The sequence below is a fragment of the Cognatilysobacter bugurensis genome, assembly GCF_014652095.1.
GTDB classification, from domain to species: Bacteria; Pseudomonadota; Gammaproteobacteria; order Xanthomonadales; family Xanthomonadaceae; genus Cognatilysobacter; species Cognatilysobacter bugurensis.
In genome coordinates this window covers 38348-61088 of the sequence record NZ_BMYD01000007.1, presented here as the reverse complement: position 1 = coordinate 61088, position 22741 = coordinate 38348, and the positions used below count along the sequence as shown (strand labels likewise).

Here is a 22741-nt window from a genome sequence, read left to right as displayed (position 1 = left end):
CTGACGCGGCACTGCCGCGTGCGCCGGCGAATGCCCGGGCCGCTGGCCCGGGCGGGAACGGGCCGGCGCGCTGACGCGGCACTGCCGCGTGCGCCGGCGAATGCCCGGGCCGCTGGCCCGGGCGGGAACGGGCCGGCGCGCTGACGCAACGCCTCCACTTGCTCGCACTTGGGTGGCGCGTCCTCCAATCCGCCACGCTCGTCAAACCGGCATTCGTGTGGCCTATGGCAGAATGCCGCCCCCGGCGCCACCGCCGAGACCGGACTGCCACATGCCGATCGCCGCTTCCCACCGCACCGGCTGTGCCGCGCGGCGCGCGCCGACCGGCGGCAGCGGAGCCTGACGATGGCCGACGAAATGGGGCATTTGCCCCGGCGGCCCGGGCGCATTCTCAAGGCGACCCAGTGGTCGCTGCAGGGACTCGCCGCGGCGTGGATCCACGAGTCGTCGTTCCGGCTCGAGGTCTACATGTTCGTGGCGCTCGCGCCGCTGGGTTGGTGGCTTGGGCAGACGCCGGTCGAGCGCGTGCTGTTGGTGGGCTCGTTGCTGCTGGTGCTGAGCATCGAGCTGCTGAACTCGTCGATCGAGGCCGTGATCGAGCGTTACGGCCCCGAGTTCCATGAGCTCGCGGGCCGCGCCAAGGACATGGGCTCGGCTGCGGTGTTCGTGCTGATGCTCAACGTGGCCCTCACTTGGGGCGCGATTGTCATTCCGCGGCTGCTGGCCGCGTGACCGATGCGCTGCTCCTTCCTTTCCGTCTTCTCGCCGTTGGATAGCCCGTGACCGAATTGTTTCTCGACCCCCAGACCTGGATGACCCTGATCACGTTGAGCTCGATCGAGATCGTGCTCGGCATCGACAATCTGGTGTTCATCTCGATTGCGGTGAGCAAGCTGCCGTACGCGCAACGCGAACGCGCGCGCAAGTTCGGCATCGCCGTCGCGTGCATCACCCGCATCCTGCTGCTGCTGACGCTCGCCTGGCTGGCCGGGCTGACGTCCGACCTGTTCAGCGTGTTCGGCCAGGGCATCTCCGTGCGCGACTTGGTCCTGATCCTCGGCGGCGCATTCCTGCTCGTAAAGGGCAGTGCCGAAATCAAGGACATGATCATCGGTGAGTCGGAAGAGTCCGATATCCACACCAAGCCCGCCGCGTCGTTCATGTCCGTGATCGCGCAGATCGCCGTCATCGACATCGTCTTCTCGCTCGACTCGGTGATCGCCGCAGTCGGCATGGCGGACGAGACGATCATCATGGTCATCGCGATCCTCGCGGCGGTCGCGGTGATGCTGCTTGCGTCCAAGCCGCTCGGTGAGTTCATCGACCGCAACCCGACCGTCAAGATGCTCGCGCTCGCGTTCATCGTGCTCGTCGGTGCCTACCTGGTCGCCGACGGCTTCGAGCACCACGTGCCGAAGGCGTACATCTACGGCGCGATGGGCTTCTCCGCGCTGGTCGAGGTGCTCAACCTCGCCGCGAAGCGACGGGCACAACGCGGGGTCTTGCCGCAGTAACCGGCAGCCACCGCGCGACGAAGGCCGGCCTCTGGGCCGGCCTTTTTGTTGGCGCGTCTCACGCGGCATTTATCACGGCTGCGCTGTAGTCGCCCGGACTCGAGCGAGGAGGCGACGATGCGCGCACCGTGGAAGATCGCCTGCACGGCGATGCTGGCCCTGCTGTTGAGCGGCTGCGGCTACAACACGATCCAAGAAAAGGACGAGGCCGTGGACGCGGCTTGGTCGCAGGTGATCAACGTCTACCAGCGCCGCGCGGATCTGGTGCCGAACCTCGTCGCGACCGTGAAGGGCTACGCAGCGCACGAGCAGCAGGTGCTCACCGACGTGACCGAGGCGCGCGCCCGCGTGGGCAGCGTCAACGTCGACGCGGGCGATCCCGAATCGCTCGCGCGTTTCCAGCAGGCGCAGGGCCAGCTGCAGAGCGCGATCGGCCGCCTGCTCGTCGTCAGCGAGAACTACCCGCAGCTCAAGGCCGACCAGCAGTTCCTGCAGCTGCAGGCGCAGCTCGAAGGCACGGAGAACCGCATCGCGGTCGAGCGCCAGCGCTACATCGAGCGGGTGCAGGACTACAACACGACGGTGCGGCGATTCCCGACCAACCTGACCGCGATGGTGTTCGGCCACGACGTGAGGCCGAACTTCACCGTCGAGAACGAGGCGCAGATCCAGCAGGCGCCCAAGGTCGATTTCGGCACGCCTGCAGCGCCGGCGGTGCCGACACCCGCGCCGCCCGTGACTGGCGCGCCCCAGCCCGCGCCGCAGCCGCTGCCGGCGCCGTCGGGCGGCTGATTCGATGCAGTTCGTCGCGCGGTCGGCATCGCGAACGCACACGTGGTGGGCGCGCGCTGCGTTTGCATGCTGGGCACTGCTCGTGCTCGCGTGGATGCCGCTTGCGGCACGAGCTCAGGCACTCGCGCCGATCCCGCCGCTCGATTCGCCCGTTGTCGACACCACCGGCACGCTGGATGCGGCGGCGCGTGCGCGGCTCGTTGCGCAGGCCCAGGCGCTGCACCAGCGCAAGGGCAGCCAGTTGCAGGTGCTGGTCGTGCCCACGACACAGCCCGAGGACATCGCTCAGTACGCGGTGCGTGCGTTCGACCAGTGGAAGATCGGGCGCAAGGAGGTCGACGACGGCGTGCTCGTGGTCGCCGCGCTGCGCGATCGGCGCGTGCGCATCGAGGTCGGGTACGGGCTGGAGGGCGCGATTCCCGACGCGACCGCGGCGCGCGTGATCCAGGAGTACATCGTGCCGCGCTTTCGCGAGGGCGACATCGCGGGCGGGCTCGCGGACGGCACCGCCGTGCTCGCGCGCCTGATCGACGGTGAAGCGCTGCCCGCGCCGATGGCGTCCCATGCGCCCTCCGCGCCTGCGCGCAGCGGAGATGGCGGTGGTGGCGGCTTGTTCGCCTTGTTTGCGGCGTTCATCGCCGCGCAGGTCGCGCGCGCCATGTTCGGCGGCGCCCCGCGTCCGCTGCGGGGCCTGCTCGGCGCCGGCGTGGGTGGCGGCATCGCATGGCTGCTCTCGTCGATGCTGTTCGTCGGCGTGATCGGCGCGCTGCTCGGGGCGTTGCTGGGCTTTGCAGGTCGCCCGGCGGGTCGCTTCGCGCGGCACCGCGGCTACGGCGGGCTCGGCGGCATGCCGATCATCATCGGCGGCGGAGGCGGCTTTGGCGGAGGCGGCGGCGGTTTCGGTGGCGGCGGCTGGTCGGGCGGCGGCGGCATGAGTGGGGGCGGCGGCGCCTCCGGGAGCTGGTGACGATGAGCCTGCGCACGCTGCGCCACGTGTTCCCGCCTTCGGTGCGGCGTCGCCTGTCCGACGCCGCGCTTGCACGCATCACAGGCGCGATCGAGGCGGGGGAGGCGACGCACACCGGCGAGGTCTGCTTCGCCGTCGAGGCCGCGCTGCCCTTGAACGAGGCTTGGCGCGGAGTAAGCTCCCGTGATCGCGCACACGAGGTGTTCGCGCAACTGCGCGTGTGGGACACCGAGGTGAACAACGGCGTGCTGCTGTACCTGCTGCTGGCCGACCACGCGATCGAAATCGTCGCCGATCGCGGCTTCGAGGGCCGCGTCGACGCCGCCGCTTGGCAGGCCGTCTGCGATGAGGTGCAGGCGCGGTTGCGCGACGGTGAGTTCGAAGCGGCGATCGTGCTCGGGGTCGAGCGCCTGTCGTCGATTGTCGCCATTGCCTTCCCGCGTGGGCCCGGCGTGGTCGATCGGAACGAACTGCCCAACCGGCCGACGGTGCTCTGAACCCGGTCGGGCAGACTTCGCGGCGCTGTTCTGCACTCACCGACGTAGCCTCATCTGGCGCACCGCCTGCGTGGCGCGCGCAGCGGTCGACATGCGTCCGTGCTCGGCCAACAATAGGCGCGCCGCTCGCGCTTCCGACGTCGGCGCCTTTGTTCCGGAGTTGATGCGCATGATCGTCCTGCACCAGATCGACCCCGTCGCGCTGCAACTCGGGCCGGTGGCCATCCACTGGTACGGAATCATGTACCTGTTGGCCTTCGGCGTCGCGTGGTGGCTCGGCCTGAAGCGCGTGCGCGCCGGGCGGCTGCCGGGCGTCAACGAGCAGGCGTACGGCGACCTGCTGTTCTACGGGATGCTCGGCGTCGTGCTCGGCGGTCGGCTCGGCTACGCGCTGTTCTACGCGTTCGGCGATGTCGTCCGGAACCCGCTGACGCTGCTTCGTATCTGGGAAGGCGGCATGAGTTTCCACGGCGGCCTGCTCGGCGTGCTTGTCGCATGCCTGTGGTGGGCGCGGCGCTACCGGCTGCACTTTTTCGACGTGGTCGACTTCGTCGCGCCGCTCGTGCCGCCGGGGCTCGGCTTCGGCCGGCTCGGCAACTACATCGGCGCCGAGCTGTGGGGCAAGTTCACCGGCGCGGGTTGGGGCGTGGTGTTCCCGCGCAGCGATCTCGGTCCGTACACCGGGATGCCGCTCGATCGCCTGCGCGAGTTGCACGCGAACGGCGCGCTCGATGCGTTTGCACGGCACCCGTCGCAGCTGTATCAAGCCGCCCTCGAGGGGCTGGTGATGTTCACCGTGCTTTGGGTTTACTCGCACAAGCCGCGTCCACGTTACGCGGTGTCGGGCATGTTCGCGCTGCTGTACGGCGTGTTCCGCTTTCTCGTCGAGTTCGTGCGCATGCCCGATGCACAGCTCGGCTACCTCGCATTCGGCTGGCTCACGATGGGCCAGGTGCTGAGCCTGCCGCTGATTGCGATCGGCCTGTTCCTGCTGTGGATCTCGCGCCGCATGCCGGTGCTCACGCCCGAACCGAAGGCGGCCTGACGTGCGCGCGTACCACGACCTGCTGCGCCACCTGCTCGAACACGGCACCGACAAGTCCGACCGCACCGGCACCGGCACGCGCAGCGTGTTCGGTTGGCAGATGCGCTTCGACCTGCGCGAAGGCTTCCCGCTCGTCACTACGAAGAAGCTGCACCTGCGCTCGATCATCCACGAGCTGCTGTGGTTCCTCCGGGGCGAGACGAACGTCGCCTACCTGCGCGAGAACAGGGTGTCGATCTGGGACGAATGGGCCGACGACAACGGCGAGCTTGGCCCGGTCTATGGCAAGCAGTGGCGTCGCTGGACGGGGCCGAACGGCAAGGAGATCGACCAGCTGCGTGGCATCGTCGACGAGATCCGGCGCAACCCCGACTCGCGCCGCCTCGTCGTCAGCGCCTGGAACGTGGCCGACCTGCCGACCATGGCGCTGCAGCCGTGCCATGCGCTGTTCCAGTTCTACGTCGCCGAGGGCCGGCTCAGCTGCCAGCTCTACCAGCGCAGCGGCGACGTGTTCCTCGGCGTGCCGTTCAACATCGCGAGCTATGCACTGCTGACGCACATGGTCGCGCAGGTCTGCGACCTCGAGGTCGGCGATTTCGTGCACACGCTCGGCGATGCGCACCTGTACTCGAACCACATCGCGCAGGCACGCGAGCAGCTCACGCGCGAACCGCGCGCATTGCCGCGCCTTGCGCTGAACCCGCAGGTGCGAGACCTGTTCGAGTTCACCTACGACGACATCGCGATCGAAGGCTACGACCCGCACCCGGCGATCAAGGCGCCGGTGGCGGTCTGATGTGTCGGTTGCGGCGGGAGCAGCGCATGATCATCAGCCTCGTCGTTGCGATGGATCACAACCGCGCGATCGGCCGCGACAATGCGCTGCCGTGGCAACTGCCGGCTGACCTGCGACGCTTCAAGGCGATCACCATGGGCAAGCCGATGCTCATGGGACGGCGCACTGCCGAATCCCTCGGTCGCGCGTTGCCCGGGCGCGAGAATCTCGTGCTTACGCGCTCGGGCCGGGCGCCGTTCGACGGCATGGTGGCGGTCGCGAGCGTCGATGAAGCGATCGATCACGCCCGCACGGCGGGAGCGGAGGAGCTGTGCGTGATCGGCGGCGGCCAGGTGTTCGAAGCCTGCCTGCCGATCGCCACGCACCTGCGCTTCACGTATGTCGACACCGAGGTCAAGGGCGCGGACGCATGGTTTCCCGCGTACGAGCTTAAAGGCTGGCGCGAGACGTTCCGCGAAATGCATCCGACAGACGGGAAACACACATCCGCGTTTACCTTTGTCGATTACGAGCGCGCCTGAGTGAGGTACGCGATACAGCGGCCCTAGCCGACGCACGGTCAGCAAAACGTCGTAGCAGAGGCACTGCGTGCTGAGGTGCGCCTACAGCTCGTGGAGCTGTCCCAGCGGCACGAGCGCACGATCGGCACCGGGTGCAATCCGCGCGCTCTTACCGCGGCATACGCGCCCGCCGTCCCGCGGCAATCAGACCATCAGGCGCTGCCGGGCGGCGATCCCTGCGCCTGAGGCTGCGGCGCACCCTGACGCTGCGGCTGCGCCGGCCGGCCCGCATGCTGCGGGCGCGAGGGCTTCGGCTTCGGCGGATGCGCGGGCACATCGCGCCCTGGCACCTGGACGACGCGCAGCTCGTCGGTATCGAGCTGCAGCGCAGTCAGCTTGCCGCCCCACACCGCGCCGGTGTCGATCGCATGCACGCCGTGGCCGACAAACAGGCCTAGCGCGGACCAGTGGCCGCAGACGATTTTGAGGTCGCGCTCGGCGCGGCCCGGCACCTCGTACCACGGGTACAGCCCGGCCGGCTGCGTGCCCGGCACGCCCTTGTCCTCGAACGAGATCCGGCCGCGCGGTGAGCAATAGCGCATGCGCGTGAACACGTTGATGATCGCGCGCTGGCGGTCGATGCCCCCGAGCCTCGGGTTCCAAGCGGGCCCGTCGCCGTACATGTTGCGCAGCAGTCGCGCGTACTGATCGCTCTGCAGGCGCTCCTCGACTTCGCGCGCGTGCCGCTCGGCCATCTGCGTGGTCCATTTTGGCGCGAGGCCGGCATGCACCATCATCCAGCCGATCTTGCGGTCCACATGCGCGAGCTTCTGTCGCCGCAGCCAACCGAGCAGGGTTGCGCGGTCCTCCGCGAGCACCACGCGTTGCAAGTCCGGATTGACCTTGCGCTGCTCCTCCTCGCGACGCTCGCCGATCGCGAGCAGCGAGAGATCGTGATTGCCGAGCACGACCGCGGCGTTGTCACGCAACGAGTGCACCAGGCGCAGTGTCTCCAGCGACTGCCCGCCGCGGTTGACGAGATCCCCGCAGAACCACAGCCGGTCCACGGCCGGATCAAAGCGCAGCCGCTCGAGCAGCCTTTGCGTGGTGTCGTAACAGCCCTGTAGGTCGCCGATTGCCCAGATCGCCATCCGCGGCCCTCAGTGCAGCGTGCGCGGCACGGTCAACGCGAACACAGGCACCGGTGCTTCGAATTCGGTGCCGTCTTCGGCGAGCATCGCGTAGCTGCCCTGCATCAAGCCCAGGTCGGTTTCGAGCACGGCGCCCGACGTGTAACGGAAGTGCTCGCCCGGCTGCAGCCACGGCTGCTGCCCGATGACGCCTTCGCCCACGACTTCCTGCACCTTGCCGTTCGCATCGGTGATGACCCAGTGCCGCGCAACCAACTGCGCAGGCACCGATCCCGTGTTGTGCAGGTCGATGGTGTACGCGAACACGAAGCGGCTGCGCTCGGGTTCGGATTGCCGGTCGAGGTAGCGCGTCGCGACGTCGACTTCGACGCGGTAAGCGTTGTCGTGTTCCATGCGTGTGAGTGTACGGTCTGGGCGTATCGCAGGCGTGCAGGCAAGCGTCCCGGTGTGCCACGCCTGTGCGGGCTGCGTCATGGTGCCGCGCGACTTGCGGCAATCGCGTTCGACAGTCGGACGAAGTCGGCCACCGGCAACTGCTCGGCGCGCGCGTCGGGCCGCACCTTCGCCGCTTCGATCAGCGCCGCGTCGCACTGCCGCGACAGCGCGTTGCGCAGCGTCTTGCGGCGCTGACCGAACGCGTCGCGCACCACGTCGGCAAACACCTTCGCGTCGTCGATGCCGATCGCATCCGCGGCGCGCGGCACAAGGCGCACGACCGCCGAATCAACCTTCGGCGGCGGCCGGAATGCAGCGGGCGGCACATCGAACAGCGGCGTGACGTGGCAGTACGCCTGCAGCATCACGCTGAGTCGGCCGTAGACCTTGCTGCCCGGCGCCGCGGCCATGCGGTCGACCACCTCTTTTTGCAGCATGAAGGTCATGTCGCGCACCACGTCCGCGTGCTCAAGCACGTGGAAGAGGATCGGCGAGGACAGGTTGTAGGGCAGGTTGCCGACCAGCCGCAGCGACGCGCCGTCCGCGGCCAGCGCGGTGAAATCGACCGCGAGCACGTCACGGTGAATGATGTGCAGTGCGCCGTGCGACTTAGCGGCCTCGGTGAGCGGCGCGATGAGGTCGCGGTCGAACTCGACGACGGTGAGTTCGCCATGCGCATCGAGCAGGGGGAACGTGATCGCGCCCTGGCCGGGTCCGATCTCGACGAGACGGTCGCCGGGTTTCGGCGACACCGCGCGCACGATGCCGTCGATGATCCCGCGCTCATGCAGGAAGTGCTGGCCGAGGTGCTTCTTCGGCGGTTCGCTGAAATGCGGGCTGTGGCTCATGCCGCATTATCGATCAGCGGCGTCGGCGATGTCGCGCCGTGTCGTCTAGCCGCGCGCGGCCTGACGGGCGCGTGCCATGTGCGCGCAGGCGTTCGATGCGGCGATCAGGCTCGACGGATCGGCGATGCCTCGGCCGGCGAGATCGAGCGCGGTGCCGTGGTCGACGGCGACGCGCGGGTAGGGCAGGCCGAGCGTGAGGTTCACCGCGTGCTCGAAGCCGCTGTACTTGAGCACCGGCAGGCCTTGGTCGTGGTACATCGCGACGACCGCGTCGAAACCGCGCAATTTCGCCGGCAGGAAGGCGGTGTCGGCCGGCAGCGGGCCGATGAGGTCCATGCCCGTTTCGCGCAGGCGCGCGAGCGCCGGCTCGATTGTCTCGATCTCTTCGTGTCCCAGATGCCCGGCTTCACCCGCGTGGGGATTCAAGCCCAGCACCGCGATGCGCGGGCGGACGAGGCCGAAGTCGCGGCGCAGCGCTACGTCGGTGATGCGCAGGCAGCGTTCGAGCGCATCGGCGGTGATCGCATTGGGCACTGCGCGCAGGGGCAGGTGCGTGGTGACAAGCGCGACGCGGACGATCTCGTTCGCGAGCATCATGACCACGTCGCAGCTGGCGTGCTGCGCGAGCAGCTCCGTCGTGCCCGAGTAGGCGATGCCGCCGTCGTTGATGACCGCTTTGTGCACGGGTCCCGTCACCAGGCCGCCGTACACGCCCCGCAGGCAGCCATCGGCGCCGCGCGTTAGGGCCTCGATTACCGCCGCCGCGTTGGCAGGCTCGGGCGTGCCCGGCGCTGCAGCGACCGCGTTCGGAATCGGGACGAGCCCGAGCTCGCCGGGGGCATCGGATGCCTCGTCCGGGTCGCACAGGCGCAGCGGGAAGCCGAGCGCTGCGGCCGCGGCGTGCAGGGTGTCGGGGTCGCCGAACGCGACCAGGGCATGGTCGCGCGGTGCGTGCGCGAGGCGCACGCTGAGCTCCGGGCCTACGCCGGCCGGTTCGCCCGGGACCAGCGCAAGCCGCAGCACGTGCTCAGCCGCCGGTGGCGGGGGCGGCTGGGGTCTCGGCGGTTTCAGCCGCCGGCGCGTCGGTCTTGCCGAGGCGCATGTCGACGTATGCTTCGCCGCGCAGTTCACGCAAGTAGCGGTTCCACTCGTCCTCGAGCTTGCGGCGACCGATCGTCTCGCCGATCTGCGCGCGCCGGTTCTGCTCGCCCACCTCCGCCTGCCGGCTGCCGAGGCGTTGCACGATGTGCCAGCCCGCTTCGGTGCGGAACGGCTTCGACACCTGCTGGTCTTCGAGCGCCTTCAGCGGCGCGGCAAAGTCGGGGCCGAACTGGTCGGGAACGAACCAGCCGAGGTCACCGCCGCGCGCCTGCGAGCTCGGGTCTTCCGAGTTCTCGCGCGCCAGTTGGGCGAAGTCGGCACCACCGGCCAGGCGCGCCGCGATCGTCTCGATCTCCGACTTGGCCTGGGCGTTGGACGTGTCGTCGTCGACGCGGACGAGAATATGGCGGGCCTGCACCTGCGTGACCGTCTGCTCGGCGGCCTGAGAGGCATCGCGCACGTCGACGAGCTTGAGCAGCTGGAAACCGCTCGGCCCGCGCAGCGGCGCGCTGACCTGGCCTTCCTGCATCGTGCGGATCAGCTCGGCGAACGCATTCGGGATTTCGTCGGCGCTGCGCCAGCCGAGGTCGCCGCCCTCGAGCGCGTTCGGGCTGTCGGAATACCGCACGGCCGCGGCCGCGAAGTCCATCTCGCCCCGATCGATGAGGCCCTTGACGCCTGCGACCTTCTTCTGCGCGGTCTCGATCTGCTCCGGCGTCGCGCCTTCCGGCAGTTCGACGAGGATGTGCGCGAGGCGGTACTGCGAGCCCGCGTTTGCCTGTGCAGCGAGCGCGGCGTCGATCTCGGCCTCGGTGACCGACACGCGGCTCTGCGCAAAACGCTGGCGCAGGCGCTGCGTCAGCAGTTCCTCGCGCACCGAACTGCGGAAATCGGCGAACGCGATGCCTTCGCGCGCGAGCTGCTCGCGCAGCTGATCGACGCTGACACGGTTCTGCTGCGCGATCGCATTGATCGCCTGGTCGAGTTCCTGGTCGGTGATGCGCACGCCGGTGGCCTGCGCGCGAGCGACCTGCAACTTGAGCAGCACGAGGCGTTCGAGCACCTGGCGCTCGAGCACGTCGCGCGGCGGCAGCTGGTTGTCGCGGCCCTGGTACTGCGCCGTGATGTTCGCCACGGCGCGGTCGAGCTCGCTGCGCAGGACGACGTCCTCGTCGACGACCGCGACGATGCGGTCGATCGGCTGCAGTTGCTGGGCGTGCGCCGTCGGTGCGAGCAGCGGCTGGCCGACGAGCGTGGCTGCAGCGAGCGCGCACGCGAGCAGCGTCTTCTTCGCGAAAGGTGTGTTCATAGGGTCGGATCGGAAGAGGGAGCGGCCGTGCCGTCGACGCCCGGGCGATTCACCGAGGACGGCGGGACGAGATAGAGGTCGTCGCGGTCGTAACCGAGAATAGCACGGCGCAAAACACGCTCCGCCTTCTGCCCGGCCGACCCCAGACCCTTCAGTTCAACTTCGAGTTGGAGAGAGTTGTTCAGCTCGCCGGAGCGGTCGCGCAGGTAGCGACGGCCCAGCACCCGCACTGCGAGGCAGCAGCTTTCCCATTGCACGCCCGCGATGGTCTCGAGCGGACCCGCCTCGATCGGCGAAACCGGGTCCGGGCGCTCCAACAGCGAGTAGTAGTACCGCCCCACGAAACTCCAGTTGCGGTTGAAGGGATAGACGAACGAGAAGTCGACCTGTTCGAGCAGGTCGCGCCGATAGCGATAGCCGATGTTGACGATGCCAGCGTCGCCGAACAGGTAGCGCGCGCGAAGGGCTGCCAGATCCTCGCGGCGGAACTTCGGGTCCCATTGGTAGGCCGCGTTGATCGTCCAGCGGTCATTGGGCGACACGCTGAGATCGGCGACCCAGGCGGAGCGGCCGCGCTCGACGGCGATGGCCTGCGCCGGGTCGAGCGTGACGCGGCTTTCGTCGAGGTAGTGGATCTGGCCGATGCTTGCAGCGAGGCGTTCGCGGCCGTCGTCTTCGCTGATCAGGCGCGAGGTGAGCGCCACGGTCAGCTGGTTCGCATCGGTCTGCCGGTCGGGGCCGGTGTAGCGGTTGTCGCGGAACAACTGACCCCAGCTGAACGTCATCGGCGAGGTGTCGAACAGCGGCAGATCGGACTGGTCCTCGTACGGCACGCGGAGGTAGTACAGGCGTGGCTCGAGCGTCTGCAGGTAACGCTCGCCGCGGATCGCCGCGGTGCGATCGAAGTAGACGCCCATGTCCAACGACGATATCGGGACGCTGCGCGACGGCGTAGCGTCGTAGAACGACCGGATCTGCTCATCCGTCAGATTCTCAGCACGAATTCCGAGCGCGGCCGCTGCACGCGGCACTGCAATGGCCCGCGCGCGTCCCGGCTCCAGGTCATAACCCGTGTAGCGCCACGCGACCTTTGGTCGCACGAACCAGGCGGCGCCTTCGAGCGACATCGCGGCGTACGGCTTGATGTCGATGCGGCTGCCCGCGTCGAATACCTCGTGTTCGAATCGCACGGCTTCGCCGTCGATGCCGATCTCGAGCAGGTCGTCGAAGAACGGCTGCCCCCAGTGCGCATACGCGCGGGGCAGCCGGTCGAACGGCAGGTTCGCCTCGCTGAGCGTGTAGTCGGAGAGCTGGTAGTGGTCGGCGGTGATGCTCGCCTCCCAGTTGCGCCCCCGTCCGTACGCGCCGACGTCGCTGCGGATGAAATAGGTCGCCACACCGTAGAGGCTGTTGCTGAAGTCCTCGAGATAGTGGGTGTCGCTGACCCAGCCGAGGTTCGCGGCCGCGTACCACTTCGAGCCAAGTGTGTGCAGCGCATTGAGTGCGAACTGACCGCGGTTTTCGTCCGGCGGGTTCGGGTCGCGCACCAGGTTGCCGTTGGCGTCGCGGACCTGATAACGATCCGGATCGTTCTCCGGCAGCCGATCGCTGGGCATGAACGTCCCCGCGACCGTGCCTTGGCCCTGCGGGTACAGCCAGCGGAACTCACTTCCGAGCGCGACGCCGCGTTCGCTCATGAGGCGCGGGTAGAGCGTCGCGTCATAGTTCGGCGCGAGGTTGAAATAGATGGGCTGGCGCCAGTCGAATCCGTTTCGGCTCGACATCGAAATCGACGGGTACAACAGACCGGTACGACGGCGGTCGTCGACCGGGAACATGAACCACGGCACGTACAGCACCGGCACCTTGCCGATGCGCAGCTTTGCGCCACGGGCGACGCCGAGGCCTTCCTCGGTGTCGATGTCGATGCGGTCGGCCTCGAGTTCCCACACGCGCTGCGCGGGATCGCAAGTCGAATACGTCGCCCCGATCAGCGCGCCGTGATCGCCCTTGAGTTCGATGCGGTCGGCGCCGCCGCTGCCGCGTCGCTCGGTGAGCTGGTAGCTCAGATCGGTGATGCGGTGCGTGTCGGCTTCCTGGTTGCCCTCTGCGCGCTTGGCGACGATGCGCATGCCCGAGTCCTGGTAGCGCACGCTGCCTTCGGCGGTGTACTCGCCGGTCTCGCTGTTGAACGTGAGCTTGTCGGTGCCGAGGAACTGGTCGCCGCGCTGCAAGCGCACGTTGCCCTGCACGAGCGTGCTGCGCTCGTCCTGGCCTTCGAGTTCATCGCCTTCGATGTCCGTGGGCTGCGCGGCGCGGATGTCGGCGTTGCCGACCGGCGCCTGCGCGTCGTCGAACGCTGGAACAGAGTCGCGGATCGGGCACAGTCGGAAATCCTCCGGCTCGTTGTCCGCGGCCGTGGCGGGGAGCGCCAGCGCGATACACAGCGATAACGGCAACAGGCGGAAGGTGGGGCGCACGCGGGCATCCGTCGGTCCGAAGGCCGGCTAGCTTGCCGCATCGCCTGCACCCCGGCAACGCGAAGACGCGGCGTGCAAAATGCAGGTCCCTTTGCCCGGAGATCTTGATGGGCGCCCTGAGCGTGACGAAATCCGACGCCGAATGGCGAGCGCAGCTAAGCCCGGAGCAATACGCGGTCTGCCGAGGCTCTGCCACGGAGCGTGCATTCACCGGCCGGTACTGGAGCCACAAGGGCGTCGGCACCTACGGCTGCGTGGCCTGCGGCGCGCCGCTGTTCTCTTCGCAGACGAAATACGACTCGGGCAGCGGTTGGCCGAGTTACACGGCGCCCATCGCAGGCGATGCGGTAATCGAAATCGCCGACGTAAGCCACGGCATGCGCCGCGTCGAGGTGCGCTGCGTCCGTTGCGGGTCCCACCTCGGGCACGTGTTTGCCGACGGGCCGGCAGCGAATGGTCTTCGCTATTGCATCAACTCTGCCGCGCTCACGTTTGAGCCGAAAGCCGGCGCCTAAACGAGGCCGCTGAGGCCGTCGCGCTTTGCGCGCGCGCGGCGCCGCATTCACGTGCAGCGGCGCACTTCGAATAGGGTGCAGTGACCTGGGTGGCCAGGGTCGCAGCGGTCGCCCGGCAGCCCGCGCCGGGGGGGGGCGGCGTGAACCGGACGGCCCGCGCTATTACGCACCGCGCCTCAGCGCATCGAGGTGCGCGACGCTGCATTCGCGCAGCGCTTCGAGGTCGTAGCCGCCCTCGAGCATCGATACCACGCGCCCTCCGCAGTGCCGGTCGGCGATTTCGACGACTTGTCCGGTGATCCAACCGATGTCCTCGGCCTCGAGTTCAAGCTGCGCGAGCGGGTCGCGGCGGTGCGTGTCGAAGCCGGCGGAGATCATCAGCAGCTCCGGCGCGAATGCGTCGAGCGCGGGCAGCAGGTCACGCTCCCACACGGCGCGGAAGCCGGCGCCATCGGTGCCTGGGGGGAGCGGCGCGTTGATGATGTTGCCAACGCCGCGCTCGTGCGTGTGGCCGGTGTCGGGGTAGAGCGGGAGCTGGTGCGAGCTGATGAACAGCACGCGCGGATCGCGTTCGAAGATCGCCTGCGTGCCGTTGCCATGATGGACGTCGAAGTCGCAGATTGCGATGCGCGACAAGCCGTGCACGTCGAACGCATGCGCTGCCGCGGCGGCGATCGAGTTGAACAGGCAAAAGCCCATGTTTTCGCCGACGGTTGCGTGGTGGCCGGGCGGGCGCACCGCGCAGAACGCGCGCCGTGTGTCGCCACCGAGCACCGCGTCGACCGCGGCGATGCCGGCGCCGGCCGCACGCAGGCCGGCTTCGGCCGAACCGGGGCCGAGCCAGGTGTCGGGGTCGAGCTGGATCGTGTCCTCGACATGCGTGTCGAGCACGCGCGTGATCAGCGCCTCGTCGTGCACGCGGCGCAGTTGCTCGCGCGTGGCGAGCGGCGCTTCGAACCATGACAGGTCCGGATATGCCTCGCGCAGCGCGCCGGTCACCGCGCGCAGGCGGTCCGGGCGTTCGGCGTGGGCGGGGCCCGGCGCATGGGCGAGGCAGGCTTCGTGCGAATAGATGCGCATGTCAGGCCTTGCGGCGTTCGTGATTCCAAAGCACTTCGCCGTGTCCGCTCACGCGGGCGAGCACGCGGGCCAGCACGAAAAGCAGATCGGACAAGCGGTTGAGGTAGCGGATCGCCTCGGGGCGCACGGGCTCGACGCGCGAGAGCGCGACCGCATCGCGCTCGGCGCGCCGCACCACGGTGCGCGCGATGTGGCAGCGCGCCGCGGCTTCGCCGCCGCCGGGGAGGATGAAGTCCTTCAGCGGCGGCAGCGGATCGTTGAATGCGTCGAGATGCTGCTCGAGGCGTTCGATGTCGGCATCGAAAATCGCTGCGTGGCCAGGAATGCACAGCTCGCCGCCGAGGTCGAACAGCTGGTGCTGCACGGCGGTGAGCAGCGTGCGCACGTCGTCGGGTACGTCACTCGCGAGCACGAGGCCGATCGTCGAGTTCGCCTCGTCGACGGTTCCGTAGGCGTCCACGCGCAGCGAATCCTTGCCGACGCGGCTGCCGTCGCCGAGGCCGGTCGAGCCGTCGTCGCCGGTGCGCGTGTAGATCTTCGAGAGCCGGTTGCCCATCAGGCGGCGCGCGTGCTGGAGACGCCACGCAGGCGCGCGGCCTGCAGCGCGACCGCGTGCAGACCCGCGGCGATGGCCGTGTACTTGGCGGCCGTCAGCATGTACGGGCCGAGCCACTGGATGTAGTTCGCCCACCAGCCGGCGAGCGTGGGCTCGGCGACGGCGCTGGAGAACCAATAGAAGCTGCCCTGGCTGATGAGCTGGCAGACCACGGCCGACGCGACGAGGCTTACGGCGAGCAGGCCGAGCGAGCGCAGGTCGAGGGCAACCTTGCGACGCTGCAGCCACAGGCCGCCGGCCCACATCGAGAAGTACGCGGGGATCAGGCACCAGTACGCGGGCGAGACGCAGTAGTGCTGCCAGAAGCTCGCGCCGCTGCGTGTCATCACCACGTAGTCGACCGCGACGGCGAGCGCCATCAGCGCGGGGAACGCCCACCGTGTCCATGTGGACAGGTAGAAGCCGCCGATGAAGAACACCGCCCACGATGCGTCGGGCAGCGGGCCGAAATGGGCCCCACGGGTGGCCGCCATCGTCAGGGCGAGCAGGGTCAGGATCAGGGTTCGCTGGACGATGGGACTCATTCGGTGCTCCGGGTGCGGCAGGCGGCGCGGCGGCAAGAGCCCGGCATTCTAGCGGAGTGCTCGCGGCGAGGCCGTATCATCGAGCCATGGATGCAGCGGACACGACGGTGCACGACATCGTCATCGTGGGAGGCGGGCTCGTCGGCGCGAGCCTCGCGATCGCGCTCGATGCGAGCGGGCTCGATGTCGCACTCGTCGAGGCCGCGCCGCCCGGCGCGCTGCCGGCGGTGTTCGACGAGCGGAACCTGAGCTTCGCGGAAGCAACCGTCCACGCGCTCGATGCGCTCGGCGTGATGCGCCATCTGCGTGCACCGGCCGGTCCGATCGAGCGCATTCACGTGAGCCGCGCCGGGGACTTTGGCCGGGCGGTGCTGCGCGCGTCGGATTACGGGCGACGCGAGTTCGGGCGCGTCGTCGTCGCACGCGACCTGGGCGAGGCGCTCGAAGCGCGGCTGCGCGAGCTTCCGCGCCTGGGCCGACACCGACCCGCGCGGTTCATCGGCACGACCTGCGATGCCGACCTGCGCGAGGTTCATATCGAAGACGGGGCGGGTGCACGAACGCTGCGCACGCGTTTGCTCGTGGGTGCCGACGGTACCGACAGCGCCGTGCGCCGGGCGCTGGAGATCGACGCGGCCGTCCATGACTACGGGCAGACGCTGTTCGTGACGCGGCTGCGCGCGTCGCAGGCGCCGGATGGCACGGCGTACGAGCGCTTCGGCGCGGACGGGCCGACCGCGTTGCTCCCCCGTGGGGACCGGCATTTCGGGCTCGTGCATGCGGTGCCGCAGGCCGAGGCTGAGGCCGTGGCCGCGCTCGACGAGGCGGCGTTCCTGGCGCGCGCTCAGGACGCGTTCGGATGGCGTGTCGGCCGCTTTGTGTCGTGCGGCCCGCGCAACGCGTATGCGGTGCGACGTGTCGTTGCCGATGCGCTGACCGCGCCGCGCGCGGTGCTGGTCGGCAACGCCGCGCAGGCCGTGCACCCGATCGGGGCGCAGGGCTTCAACCTCGGCCTGCGAGACGCGCTCACACTTGCGGAGCTGTGCACCGGGGCGCTGGATGCGAACTTCGATGCCGGCGCCCCGTCGACGCTTAACGCCTACCGCGTCCGTCGCGAAGACGACCGCGCCCGCACGCTCGCGTTCAGTGACGGCCTCGTGCGGCTGACCTCGCGCGACGAGCCGTGGATGCGGCCGATGCGAGGCGCCGGCCTGATTGCCGCTGCGCTGGTGCCGTCGCTGCAGGCCGCGGTCGTCGGCGGTGCGATGGGCTATCGCGGCCGCGTTCCTGCCCTGTGCCGGGGGCCGGCATGAGCCGGCGCGAATCGCTCGACGCGGTGGTCGTGGGCGCCGGCGTCGTCGGCGCTGCGGCTGCGCTCGGGCTGGCCCGCGACGGCGCACAGGTCGCACTCGTCGAAGCGCAGCCGCCTGCGCCGTGGCGCGCCGATGCGCCGGACCTGCGCGTCTATGCGTTTGCGCCGGACAACGCGGCGCAGCTCGAGTCTCTCGGCGCGTGGGCTTCGATCCGCGACACGCGTGCACAGCCGTACCGCGCGATGCGCGTGTGGGATGCTGCAGGTGGCCGCGAGCTTGCCTTCGACGCCGACGCGTTCGCGCGCCGCGAGCTCGGCTGGATCGTCGAGCACGCGCTGCTGGTCGACCGCCTCTGGCATGCACTGCCGGCGGCCGGCGTCGACGTGCAGTGCCCTGAGCGCGTGATCGGGCTGACGCAGGACGAACAGGGCGCTGCGCTCGAACTTGAAAGCGGCCGCACGTTGCGCGCGCGCCTCGTCGTCGCGGCCGATGGTGCCGGCTCCGGCCTGCGCGAGCTCGCGGCCATCGAGGCCCAAACGCACGACTACTCGCAGCACGGGCTCGTCGCCTACGTCGACACCGAGCTGCCGCACGAGGCGACGTGCTGGCAGCGCTTCCTGCCGACCGGCCCGCTCGCGCTGTTGCCGTTTGCGGACGTGCCGGATGCGCCGCGCGGTCACCGCGGTTCGATCGTCTGGACACTGCCGAGCGACGAGGCGACGCGCGTGCATGGACTCGACGAGAAGGCATTCGCGCGTGAATTCGAACATGCGTTCGCCGGTCGCCTCGGTGCGGCGACGCTGGCATCCGACCGCGCCGTGTTTGCCCTGAAGCGGCAGCTCGCCTCGCCGCGTGCCGGGCGCGTGGTGCTGGTCGGCGATGCGGCGCACGTTGTGCACCCGCTTGCGGGGCAGGGCGTGAACCTCGGCTTGCGTGATGTCGCGCGGCTCCGCCGCCTAGTGGGCGTAGACGCGCTGCGGGACGGGGTCGCGCTTGATGCGCGGTTGCGTCGTTGGGCGCGCGAGTGCCGCAGCGAGAATGCGCTGTCGGCGCATGCATTCGATGCGATCAACCGCCTGTTCTCAAACGACGCGCCCGTGCCCACGCTGATGCGCGGGCCCTTGCTCGGGCTCGCCGGTCGGCTCCCGCCGCTCACGCACGCGCTGTGGCGGCATGCGGCGGGGCTCTAGCCTCGTGGGTTGAGGCGTCGACGCACGGTCGGGTGGCTGCGGCGGGCTAGCGAGCAGCCGCGTCCGGCAGCCCAGGGCGCGCCGGTGCGGCGACCGAGCCGCGCTGCGTGACGACAGGGCCCACGGCGGGCGGCGCCTTTCGCAAATTGACGGCGTCGGCGGACGGATCAGCCGAACGACAGGACACGCATCACTGCTCGCGCCGGCGTCAATCCGCGGGCAGTGCCAGCACGGTGATCTCTTCCCGGTCGTGGTAGAGCTGCCGCGCGCGCACGGTCAACGGCCGGCCGGCCTGGCGCTCGAACAGTTCCAGGCACAGGCGGGTTTCGTCCCAGCGCTTTTTCATCGGCAGCTTGAGATTGAAAATCGCGTAGCGGCACCACTCTTCGCGCATCCACGTGGCCATGCGCTCGGCGACGCGGCGGGGCTGCTCGACCATGTCGCACACCATCCAGTCGAGCCGGCGCTTGGGCTGCCAGCTGAAGCCGTCCGCGCGCAGGTGGTCGACGCGGCCGCTGTCGAGCAGGGCTTGTTGCAGGGGGCCGTTGTCGACGGAGGTGACCTTCATGCCGTTGCGCATCAGCACCCAGGTCCAGCCGCCGGGCGCGGCGCCCAGGTCGGCGGCCTGCATGTTGTCGCGCACCAGGGCTTGGCGCTCGTCGTGATCCAGCAGCGTCAGCAGCGCTTCCTCAAGCTTCAGGGCCGACCGGCTCGGTGCGCTCGGGTGCGTGCGCAGGCGCGGGATGCCGGACGACCACTCCGAGCTGTCATGCGGGTTCGCCGCGGCCAGCAGCACACGGTCGCCGGCGAGAAACACGACATGCAGGCGCTGGCGATGGTCGCCGTCCTGCGGTGTCAGCCAGCCGGCTTTGCGCAGCGCCGGCCGCAGGGCGTTGCCGAAGCTGCGGGCGAGCGCGGCGAGCGGCTTGGTCTCATCGGACTCGGGATGCTCGACCTGAAGGGCGCCGAACGGCTTCGATGCGCCCGAGGCCTCGAGCGCGGCAAGCAGCGGCGTGATGCGGTCGTGGGCCGGAAGGCCGCGCAGGTCGGCGAAGCGCAGCAGCTTCTGGCGCGCGAAAATCAGCTGTGGGAACGGCAGCGCCCGCGAAAGCTGCGCTGCATCGTCGGACATGAATTCGACATAGCCGCTGCCGCGTTCGGTGCGTGCATAACCGGCAAAGCCGGTTAGGGCGGCGCGTTCGGTGAGCTCGGCCGCGAGCTCCGGTTCGAAGCCGGCGCGGCAGTAGCAGAGCAGGGCGTCGCCGACGCGGGGAGTGGGCATGGTCGATCCGGAACTCGGCGGCGTCGGGGCCGGGCCGGCATTGTCGGGGATCGCGCCGGCAAAGTGGACCGGCGCGCGCGGCGCCGGTCCGTGTAACGTGTCAGCGCCCGCGGCGTCCGTGCGGCGCACCGCCGAAGTGCGAATGCGCCTTGTGCCACGCCTGCTGGCCGATCACGCGTCCGACGCGACGGCCCTCGAGGTCGCCGATCGAGAAGTGGATGCCGCCCCAGCGGCGCGACATGCCCGCTTCATCCGCCGCCTGCGAGAACGTGGTCCACGCGAGCGTGGTGTCGCGCGCCGGCACGAGTCCGGGCTCGGCGGCCGACTGCCCGGCCGGCACCGTGACCGAATAGCCGAAGCGATCGCTGCGCGTGAAACGCCGCAGCACTTCCGACGCCGCGGCGCTGAAGGTGCTGTGGCCGGAGACGCATTCCGCGAACGGCGGCGTGATCGCATACGGCGGCTGGTACGGCGTCCAGTGCTCGCCCGCGATCGTGCGCGTGCCCTTGCCGTAGCCGCCCCAGGCGCGGATCTGCTGGCCCTTGTAGAGCGTGCGGACCGCGGTGATCGGGCGCACGTAGTCGAGCTCGACCTTGCTGCGCCACGCGAAAATGCCCGCGTCCATCATCGCGTTGTTGAGCGCGAAGAACAGCTTGACGTCGCCGTCCAGGCCGATGCGATCGCGCTTGGACACCCACTGCGCAAACATATTCCAGTGGCCGGGCGGGGTCACCGAGAACGGGCCGTTCGCCCAGTACTCGGCGATGACCTTCTGCCGGTCGGTCAGCTTTTCGCTGAGCTCGACGAGTTCACGCGTCTCGGCCGCGTACTCGGCGCTGCCGTACTTCGGCGGAGCCTTGAGGCCGTAGCTGTGGTACGGGCGCAGCGCGAACGGCTTGATCCAGCCCCACTGCGGCGTCAGGAACTTCTGCACGTACGTGGACTTGCCGTCGTACGTGGGCACGCGCAGCGGCTGCCAGCGGTTCGGGTCGCGCAGTTCGGTTTCGGAGTTCACCGGCGTGTAGCCGGTGGTGTCGCCGTACGGCACCCCGCCGTGCTCGCCGAGTTGGTTCGAGCCGTCGCGGTGGCGGGCCTCGAGCACTTCGCCGCAGGCGATGTTCGCAATGCCGGCCGGGGTGCGCGGGTCATCGTTGGCGAGGTCCGGGCGGTGCCCGAACTTGCGCAGCAGCGCCTCGAAGCGCGGCTTCTCGCTGGGGAACAGGTCGATCGCGGCCCGGTAGGCCGCGTGGCTCACCGCGGCACGCTTGTTGTCGAGCGTGTGCTCGCTGCGCGGACGGCGCAGGTGCGTGCCGAACTGCGTGCCGCGTGCGCCGACGTTGTACGCGGCCCAGGCGTCGAACATGCAGGTGTGCGTCACCGCGAGCGCGCGCGACGCGATCGTCGGGGGGGTGCTCCTGACCGAGATCGCCTGCAGCAGCGCCTGGTTCCACTGGTTGACCGTCGACGGCTGGCCGGCGTGCGCCGCGCCTGCGAACGACAGACCGAGCGCCGCGGTGGCCGCGACCCTCCATTTCGACAACGTCATGCGTTTCTCTCCTCGCGTAGGTGTTTCCGGCGCGGGTCGCATCGACGCGATGCATCGACAGGCGACAGCCCGCACGCCGCGCTGACCGGGCGCGGCGAATCCGGAAAAGCCGGCAACCCGCCAGCTCGCAAAGGACAAACGAAGTAAATCAGTACGACGGGCCACCCTGCTGGCCGTAGGCCCGCAGCACGTCGCAGGCGCGGTCGCGCAGCACGTCACGCACCACTGCGATTCCGCGGCGTTCCAGCTCACCCGCCCAGTCCGCGGGCAGCGGACCTTCGTCGAATTCGGTCAGCGACTCGACGTCCTCGCTGCGCGCCCCGATCAGCAGGCGGTCGATGCCGGCCCAGACCGTCGCGCCGTAGCACTGGCAACACGGCTGCGAGGAGGTGGCCAGCGTGATCGGCCCGACCGAAGCGCCGTTCGCGTCCTCGTTCAGACGCACACGCTGCGTGCGCTGCTGCGCGAGCATGTAGGCCATCATCTCGGCGTGCGCGACCGAGCACGCATGCGGCAGCACGCGGTTCACGCCGACCGCGATGAGCCGGTCGCCGGCATCGAACACCGCGGCGCCGAACGGGCCGCCGCTGGCCGCGTCGATGTTGCGTTGAGAGAGGTCGATCGCGAACGCGACCTTCGCCTCGTCGGAGTCGAACGGGCCGGACGTGTCGAGGTCGTGCACCCATGCGGGCAACGTGAGATGGACCTGGGCCTGCAGCAGCATCGTCACCTCAGAGCAGCGCGGCGCCAGCGGACTCACAGCGGCCCTTCACGCATTCGCAGGCGCTGATTTCCTGGAAGCCGCAGACCGACGACATGCCCTGCTTCGCGCACTGAGCCTGCACCGCGTCGGGGTTCGGCTGCGCGTTGACGTTGACGCATGCCGGCGTGTAGCCGCAGCAGCTGCCGACGTTCTTGACCGCGCAATCGGCGCTGGTGCGGCAGCTGCGGTCCACGGAGGCCGGATCGCCCGCCGGGGTCTCGGACAAGCGCTGGGCCGGCAGCGGATCGCTCATCGGCGGCGCGTCCACAGCGGGACCGGTCGGTGCGGGCGGCGGCGGGGCCGCTGGTGTGGTCGTGACCGGCGGCTGCGGCGATGAGGCGCTCGGGGCCGCCGCGTCGGCCGCGAGGCCCGCAGGCTCGGGGGCGGCGCAGCCGGCGACGCCCAGCGATGCGCCGAGCAACAAGGTCATCAGGATTCGATGCAGGCGATGCATGAAACGCGCTCCTCCGATGCGGG

At 69.5% G+C, this 22741-nt stretch carries 24 protein-coding genes; 11 read left to right on the top strand and 13 right to left on the bottom strand.

Translation table 11 applies throughout. The annotated features are described in order from the left end of the window. Positions 1–345: 345 nt before the first annotated feature. The 8 genes from IE075_RS14945 (at position 346) to IE075_RS14910 (ending at position 6132) form a co-directional block, all read left to right on the top strand. On the top strand, positions 346–732 hold the full coding sequence (locus tag IE075_RS14945) for a diacylglycerol kinase (RefSeq protein WP_189457901.1): 387 nt from the start codon (positions 346–348) through the stop codon (positions 730–732). 80 nt (positions 733–812) lie between these two features. Then, positions 813–1514: a TerC family protein gene (locus IE075_RS14940; protein ID WP_189457906.1), complete on the top strand. Its 702-nt coding sequence runs from the start codon at positions 813–815 to the stop codon at positions 1512–1514. 117 nt (positions 1515–1631) lie between these two features. Next, positions 1632–2306 carry a LemA family protein gene (locus IE075_RS14935; RefSeq protein ID WP_189457900.1) on the top strand — a complete coding sequence of 225 codons (675 nt, stop codon included), beginning with the start codon at positions 1632–1634 and terminating at the stop codon, positions 2304–2306. Positions 2307–2400: 94 nt separating this feature from the next. Next, positions 2401–3273: a TPM domain-containing protein gene (locus IE075_RS14930; RefSeq protein ID WP_229792562.1), complete on the top strand. Its 873-nt coding sequence runs from the start codon at positions 2401–2403 to the stop codon at positions 3271–3273. Positions 3274–3281: 8 nt separating this feature from the next. Beyond that, complete coding sequence (locus IE075_RS14925) at positions 3282–3770, top strand: TPM domain-containing protein (protein WP_189457905.1); 489 nt, start codon at positions 3282–3284, stop codon at positions 3768–3770. Between the two features lie 169 nt (positions 3771–3939). Further along, positions 3940–4815 carry a prolipoprotein diacylglyceryl transferase gene (lgt, locus tag IE075_RS14920; RefSeq protein WP_189457898.1) on the top strand — a complete coding sequence of 292 codons (876 nt, stop codon included), beginning with the start codon at positions 3940–3942 and terminating at the stop codon, positions 4813–4815. A gap of 1 nt (position 4816) precedes the next feature. Further along, positions 4817–5611: a thymidylate synthase gene (locus tag IE075_RS14915; protein ID WP_189457897.1), complete on the top strand. Its 795-nt coding sequence runs from the start codon at positions 4817–4819 to the stop codon at positions 5609–5611. 26 nt (positions 5612–5637) lie between these two features. After that, positions 5638–6132, top strand: coding sequence for a dihydrofolate reductase (locus tag IE075_RS14910; protein WP_189457896.1), 495 nt, complete (start codon positions 5638–5640; stop codon positions 6130–6132). Positions 6133–6323: 191 nt separating this feature from the next. Here IE075_RS14910 and IE075_RS14905 read toward each other — a convergent pair whose 3' ends face one another. The 6 genes from IE075_RS14905 to lptD form a co-directional block, all read right to left on the bottom strand. Further along, positions 6324–7262, bottom strand: coding sequence for a symmetrical bis(5'-nucleosyl)-tetraphosphatase (locus IE075_RS14905; RefSeq protein WP_189457895.1), 939 nt, complete (start codon positions 7260–7262; stop codon positions 6324–6326). Positions 7263–7271: 9 nt separating this feature from the next. Continuing rightward, positions 7272–7655 carry a Co2+/Mg2+ efflux protein ApaG gene (gene apaG, locus IE075_RS14900; protein WP_189457894.1) on the bottom strand — a complete coding sequence of 128 codons (384 nt, stop codon included), beginning with the start codon at positions 7653–7655 and terminating at the stop codon, positions 7272–7274. Between the two features lie 77 nt (positions 7656–7732). Further along, positions 7733–8545, bottom strand: a complete 813-nt coding sequence (gene rsmA, locus IE075_RS14895) for a 16S rRNA (adenine(1518)-N(6)/adenine(1519)-N(6))-dimethyltransferase RsmA (protein ID WP_189457893.1) — start codon at positions 8543–8545, stop codon at positions 7733–7735. 45 nt (positions 8546–8590) lie between these two features. Further along, complete coding sequence (gene pdxA / locus IE075_RS14890; protein ID WP_189457892.1) at positions 8591–9568, bottom strand: 4-hydroxythreonine-4-phosphate dehydrogenase PdxA; 978 nt, start codon at positions 9566–9568, stop codon at positions 8591–8593. A gap of 4 nt (positions 9569–9572) precedes the next feature. Further along, positions 9573–10955: a peptidylprolyl isomerase gene (locus IE075_RS14885; RefSeq protein ID WP_189457891.1), complete on the bottom strand. Its 1383-nt coding sequence runs from the start codon at positions 10953–10955 to the stop codon at positions 9573–9575. Then, complete coding sequence (lptD, locus tag IE075_RS14880; RefSeq protein WP_189457890.1) at positions 10952–13435, bottom strand: LPS assembly protein LptD; 2484 nt, start codon at positions 13433–13435, stop codon at positions 10952–10954. The genes IE075_RS14885 and lptD overlap by 4 nt, the downstream gene beginning before the upstream one ends. 107 nt (positions 13436–13542) lie before the next feature. Here lptD and msrB point away from each other — a divergent pair, with 107 nt between their 5' ends. Beyond that, complete coding sequence (gene msrB, locus IE075_RS14875; protein WP_189457889.1) at positions 13543–13950, top strand: peptide-methionine (R)-S-oxide reductase MsrB; 408 nt, start codon at positions 13543–13545, stop codon at positions 13948–13950. A 162-nt stretch (positions 13951–14112) separates the two neighbouring features. Here the strand turns inward: msrB and IE075_RS14870 are convergent, their stop codons facing one another. From IE075_RS14870 to IE075_RS14860, 3 genes are read right to left on the bottom strand one after another with little or no spacing between them, the layout of a single operon-like run. Continuing rightward, positions 14113–15030, bottom strand: a complete 918-nt coding sequence (locus tag IE075_RS14870) for a histone deacetylase family protein (protein WP_189457888.1) — start codon at positions 15028–15030, stop codon at positions 14113–14115. Between the two features lies 1 nt (position 15031). After that, positions 15032–15586, bottom strand: coding sequence for a cob(I)yrinic acid a,c-diamide adenosyltransferase (locus IE075_RS14865; RefSeq protein ID WP_189457887.1), 555 nt, complete (start codon positions 15584–15586; stop codon positions 15032–15034). Beyond that, the gene (locus IE075_RS14860) at positions 15586–16170 is read right to left on the bottom strand and encodes a hypothetical protein (RefSeq protein ID WP_189457886.1); all 585 of its coding nucleotides are present in this window, start codon (positions 16168–16170) and stop codon (positions 15586–15588) included. The genes IE075_RS14865 and IE075_RS14860 overlap by 1 nt, the downstream gene beginning before the upstream one ends. Before the next feature lie 86 nt (positions 16171–16256). Here IE075_RS14860 and ubiH point away from each other — a divergent pair, with 86 nt between their 5' ends. After that, on the top strand, positions 16257–17483 hold the full coding sequence (gene ubiH / locus IE075_RS14855; RefSeq protein WP_189457885.1) for a 2-octaprenyl-6-methoxyphenyl hydroxylase: 1227 nt from the start codon (positions 16257–16259) through the stop codon (positions 17481–17483). Continuing rightward, on the top strand, positions 17480–18673 hold the full coding sequence (locus IE075_RS14850) for an FAD-dependent oxidoreductase (RefSeq protein ID WP_189457884.1): 1194 nt from the start codon (positions 17480–17482) through the stop codon (positions 18671–18673). Before ubiH ends, IE075_RS14850 begins: the two co-directional genes overlap by 4 nt. Positions 18674–18881: 208 nt before the next feature. On the opposite strand, the gene rlmM is transcribed toward IE075_RS14850, so the two are convergent. The 4 genes from rlmM to IE075_RS16050 all read right to left on the bottom strand — a co-directional run bounded on the left by rlmM (position 18882) and on the right by IE075_RS16050 (position 22718). After that, a complete protein-coding gene (gene rlmM / locus IE075_RS14845) occupies positions 18882–19955 on the bottom strand; it encodes a 23S rRNA (cytidine(2498)-2'-O)-methyltransferase RlmM (protein WP_189457883.1) in 1074 nt (357 codons plus the stop codon). 100 nt (positions 19956–20055) lie between these two features. After that, complete coding sequence (locus tag IE075_RS14840; RefSeq protein ID WP_189457882.1) at positions 20056–21501, bottom strand: vanadium-dependent haloperoxidase; 1446 nt, start codon at positions 21499–21501, stop codon at positions 20056–20058. A gap of 148 nt (positions 21502–21649) precedes the next feature. Further along, positions 21650–22222 (bottom strand): nucleoside deaminase, encoded by a 573-nt coding sequence (locus tag IE075_RS14835; protein WP_189457904.1) that lies wholly within the window; start codon positions 22220–22222, stop codon positions 21650–21652. A gap of 10 nt (positions 22223–22232) precedes the next feature. Continuing rightward, a complete protein-coding gene (locus tag IE075_RS16050) occupies positions 22233–22718 on the bottom strand; it encodes a hypothetical protein (protein ID WP_189457881.1) in 486 nt (161 codons plus the stop codon). Positions 22719–22741: the final 23 nt, after the last annotated feature.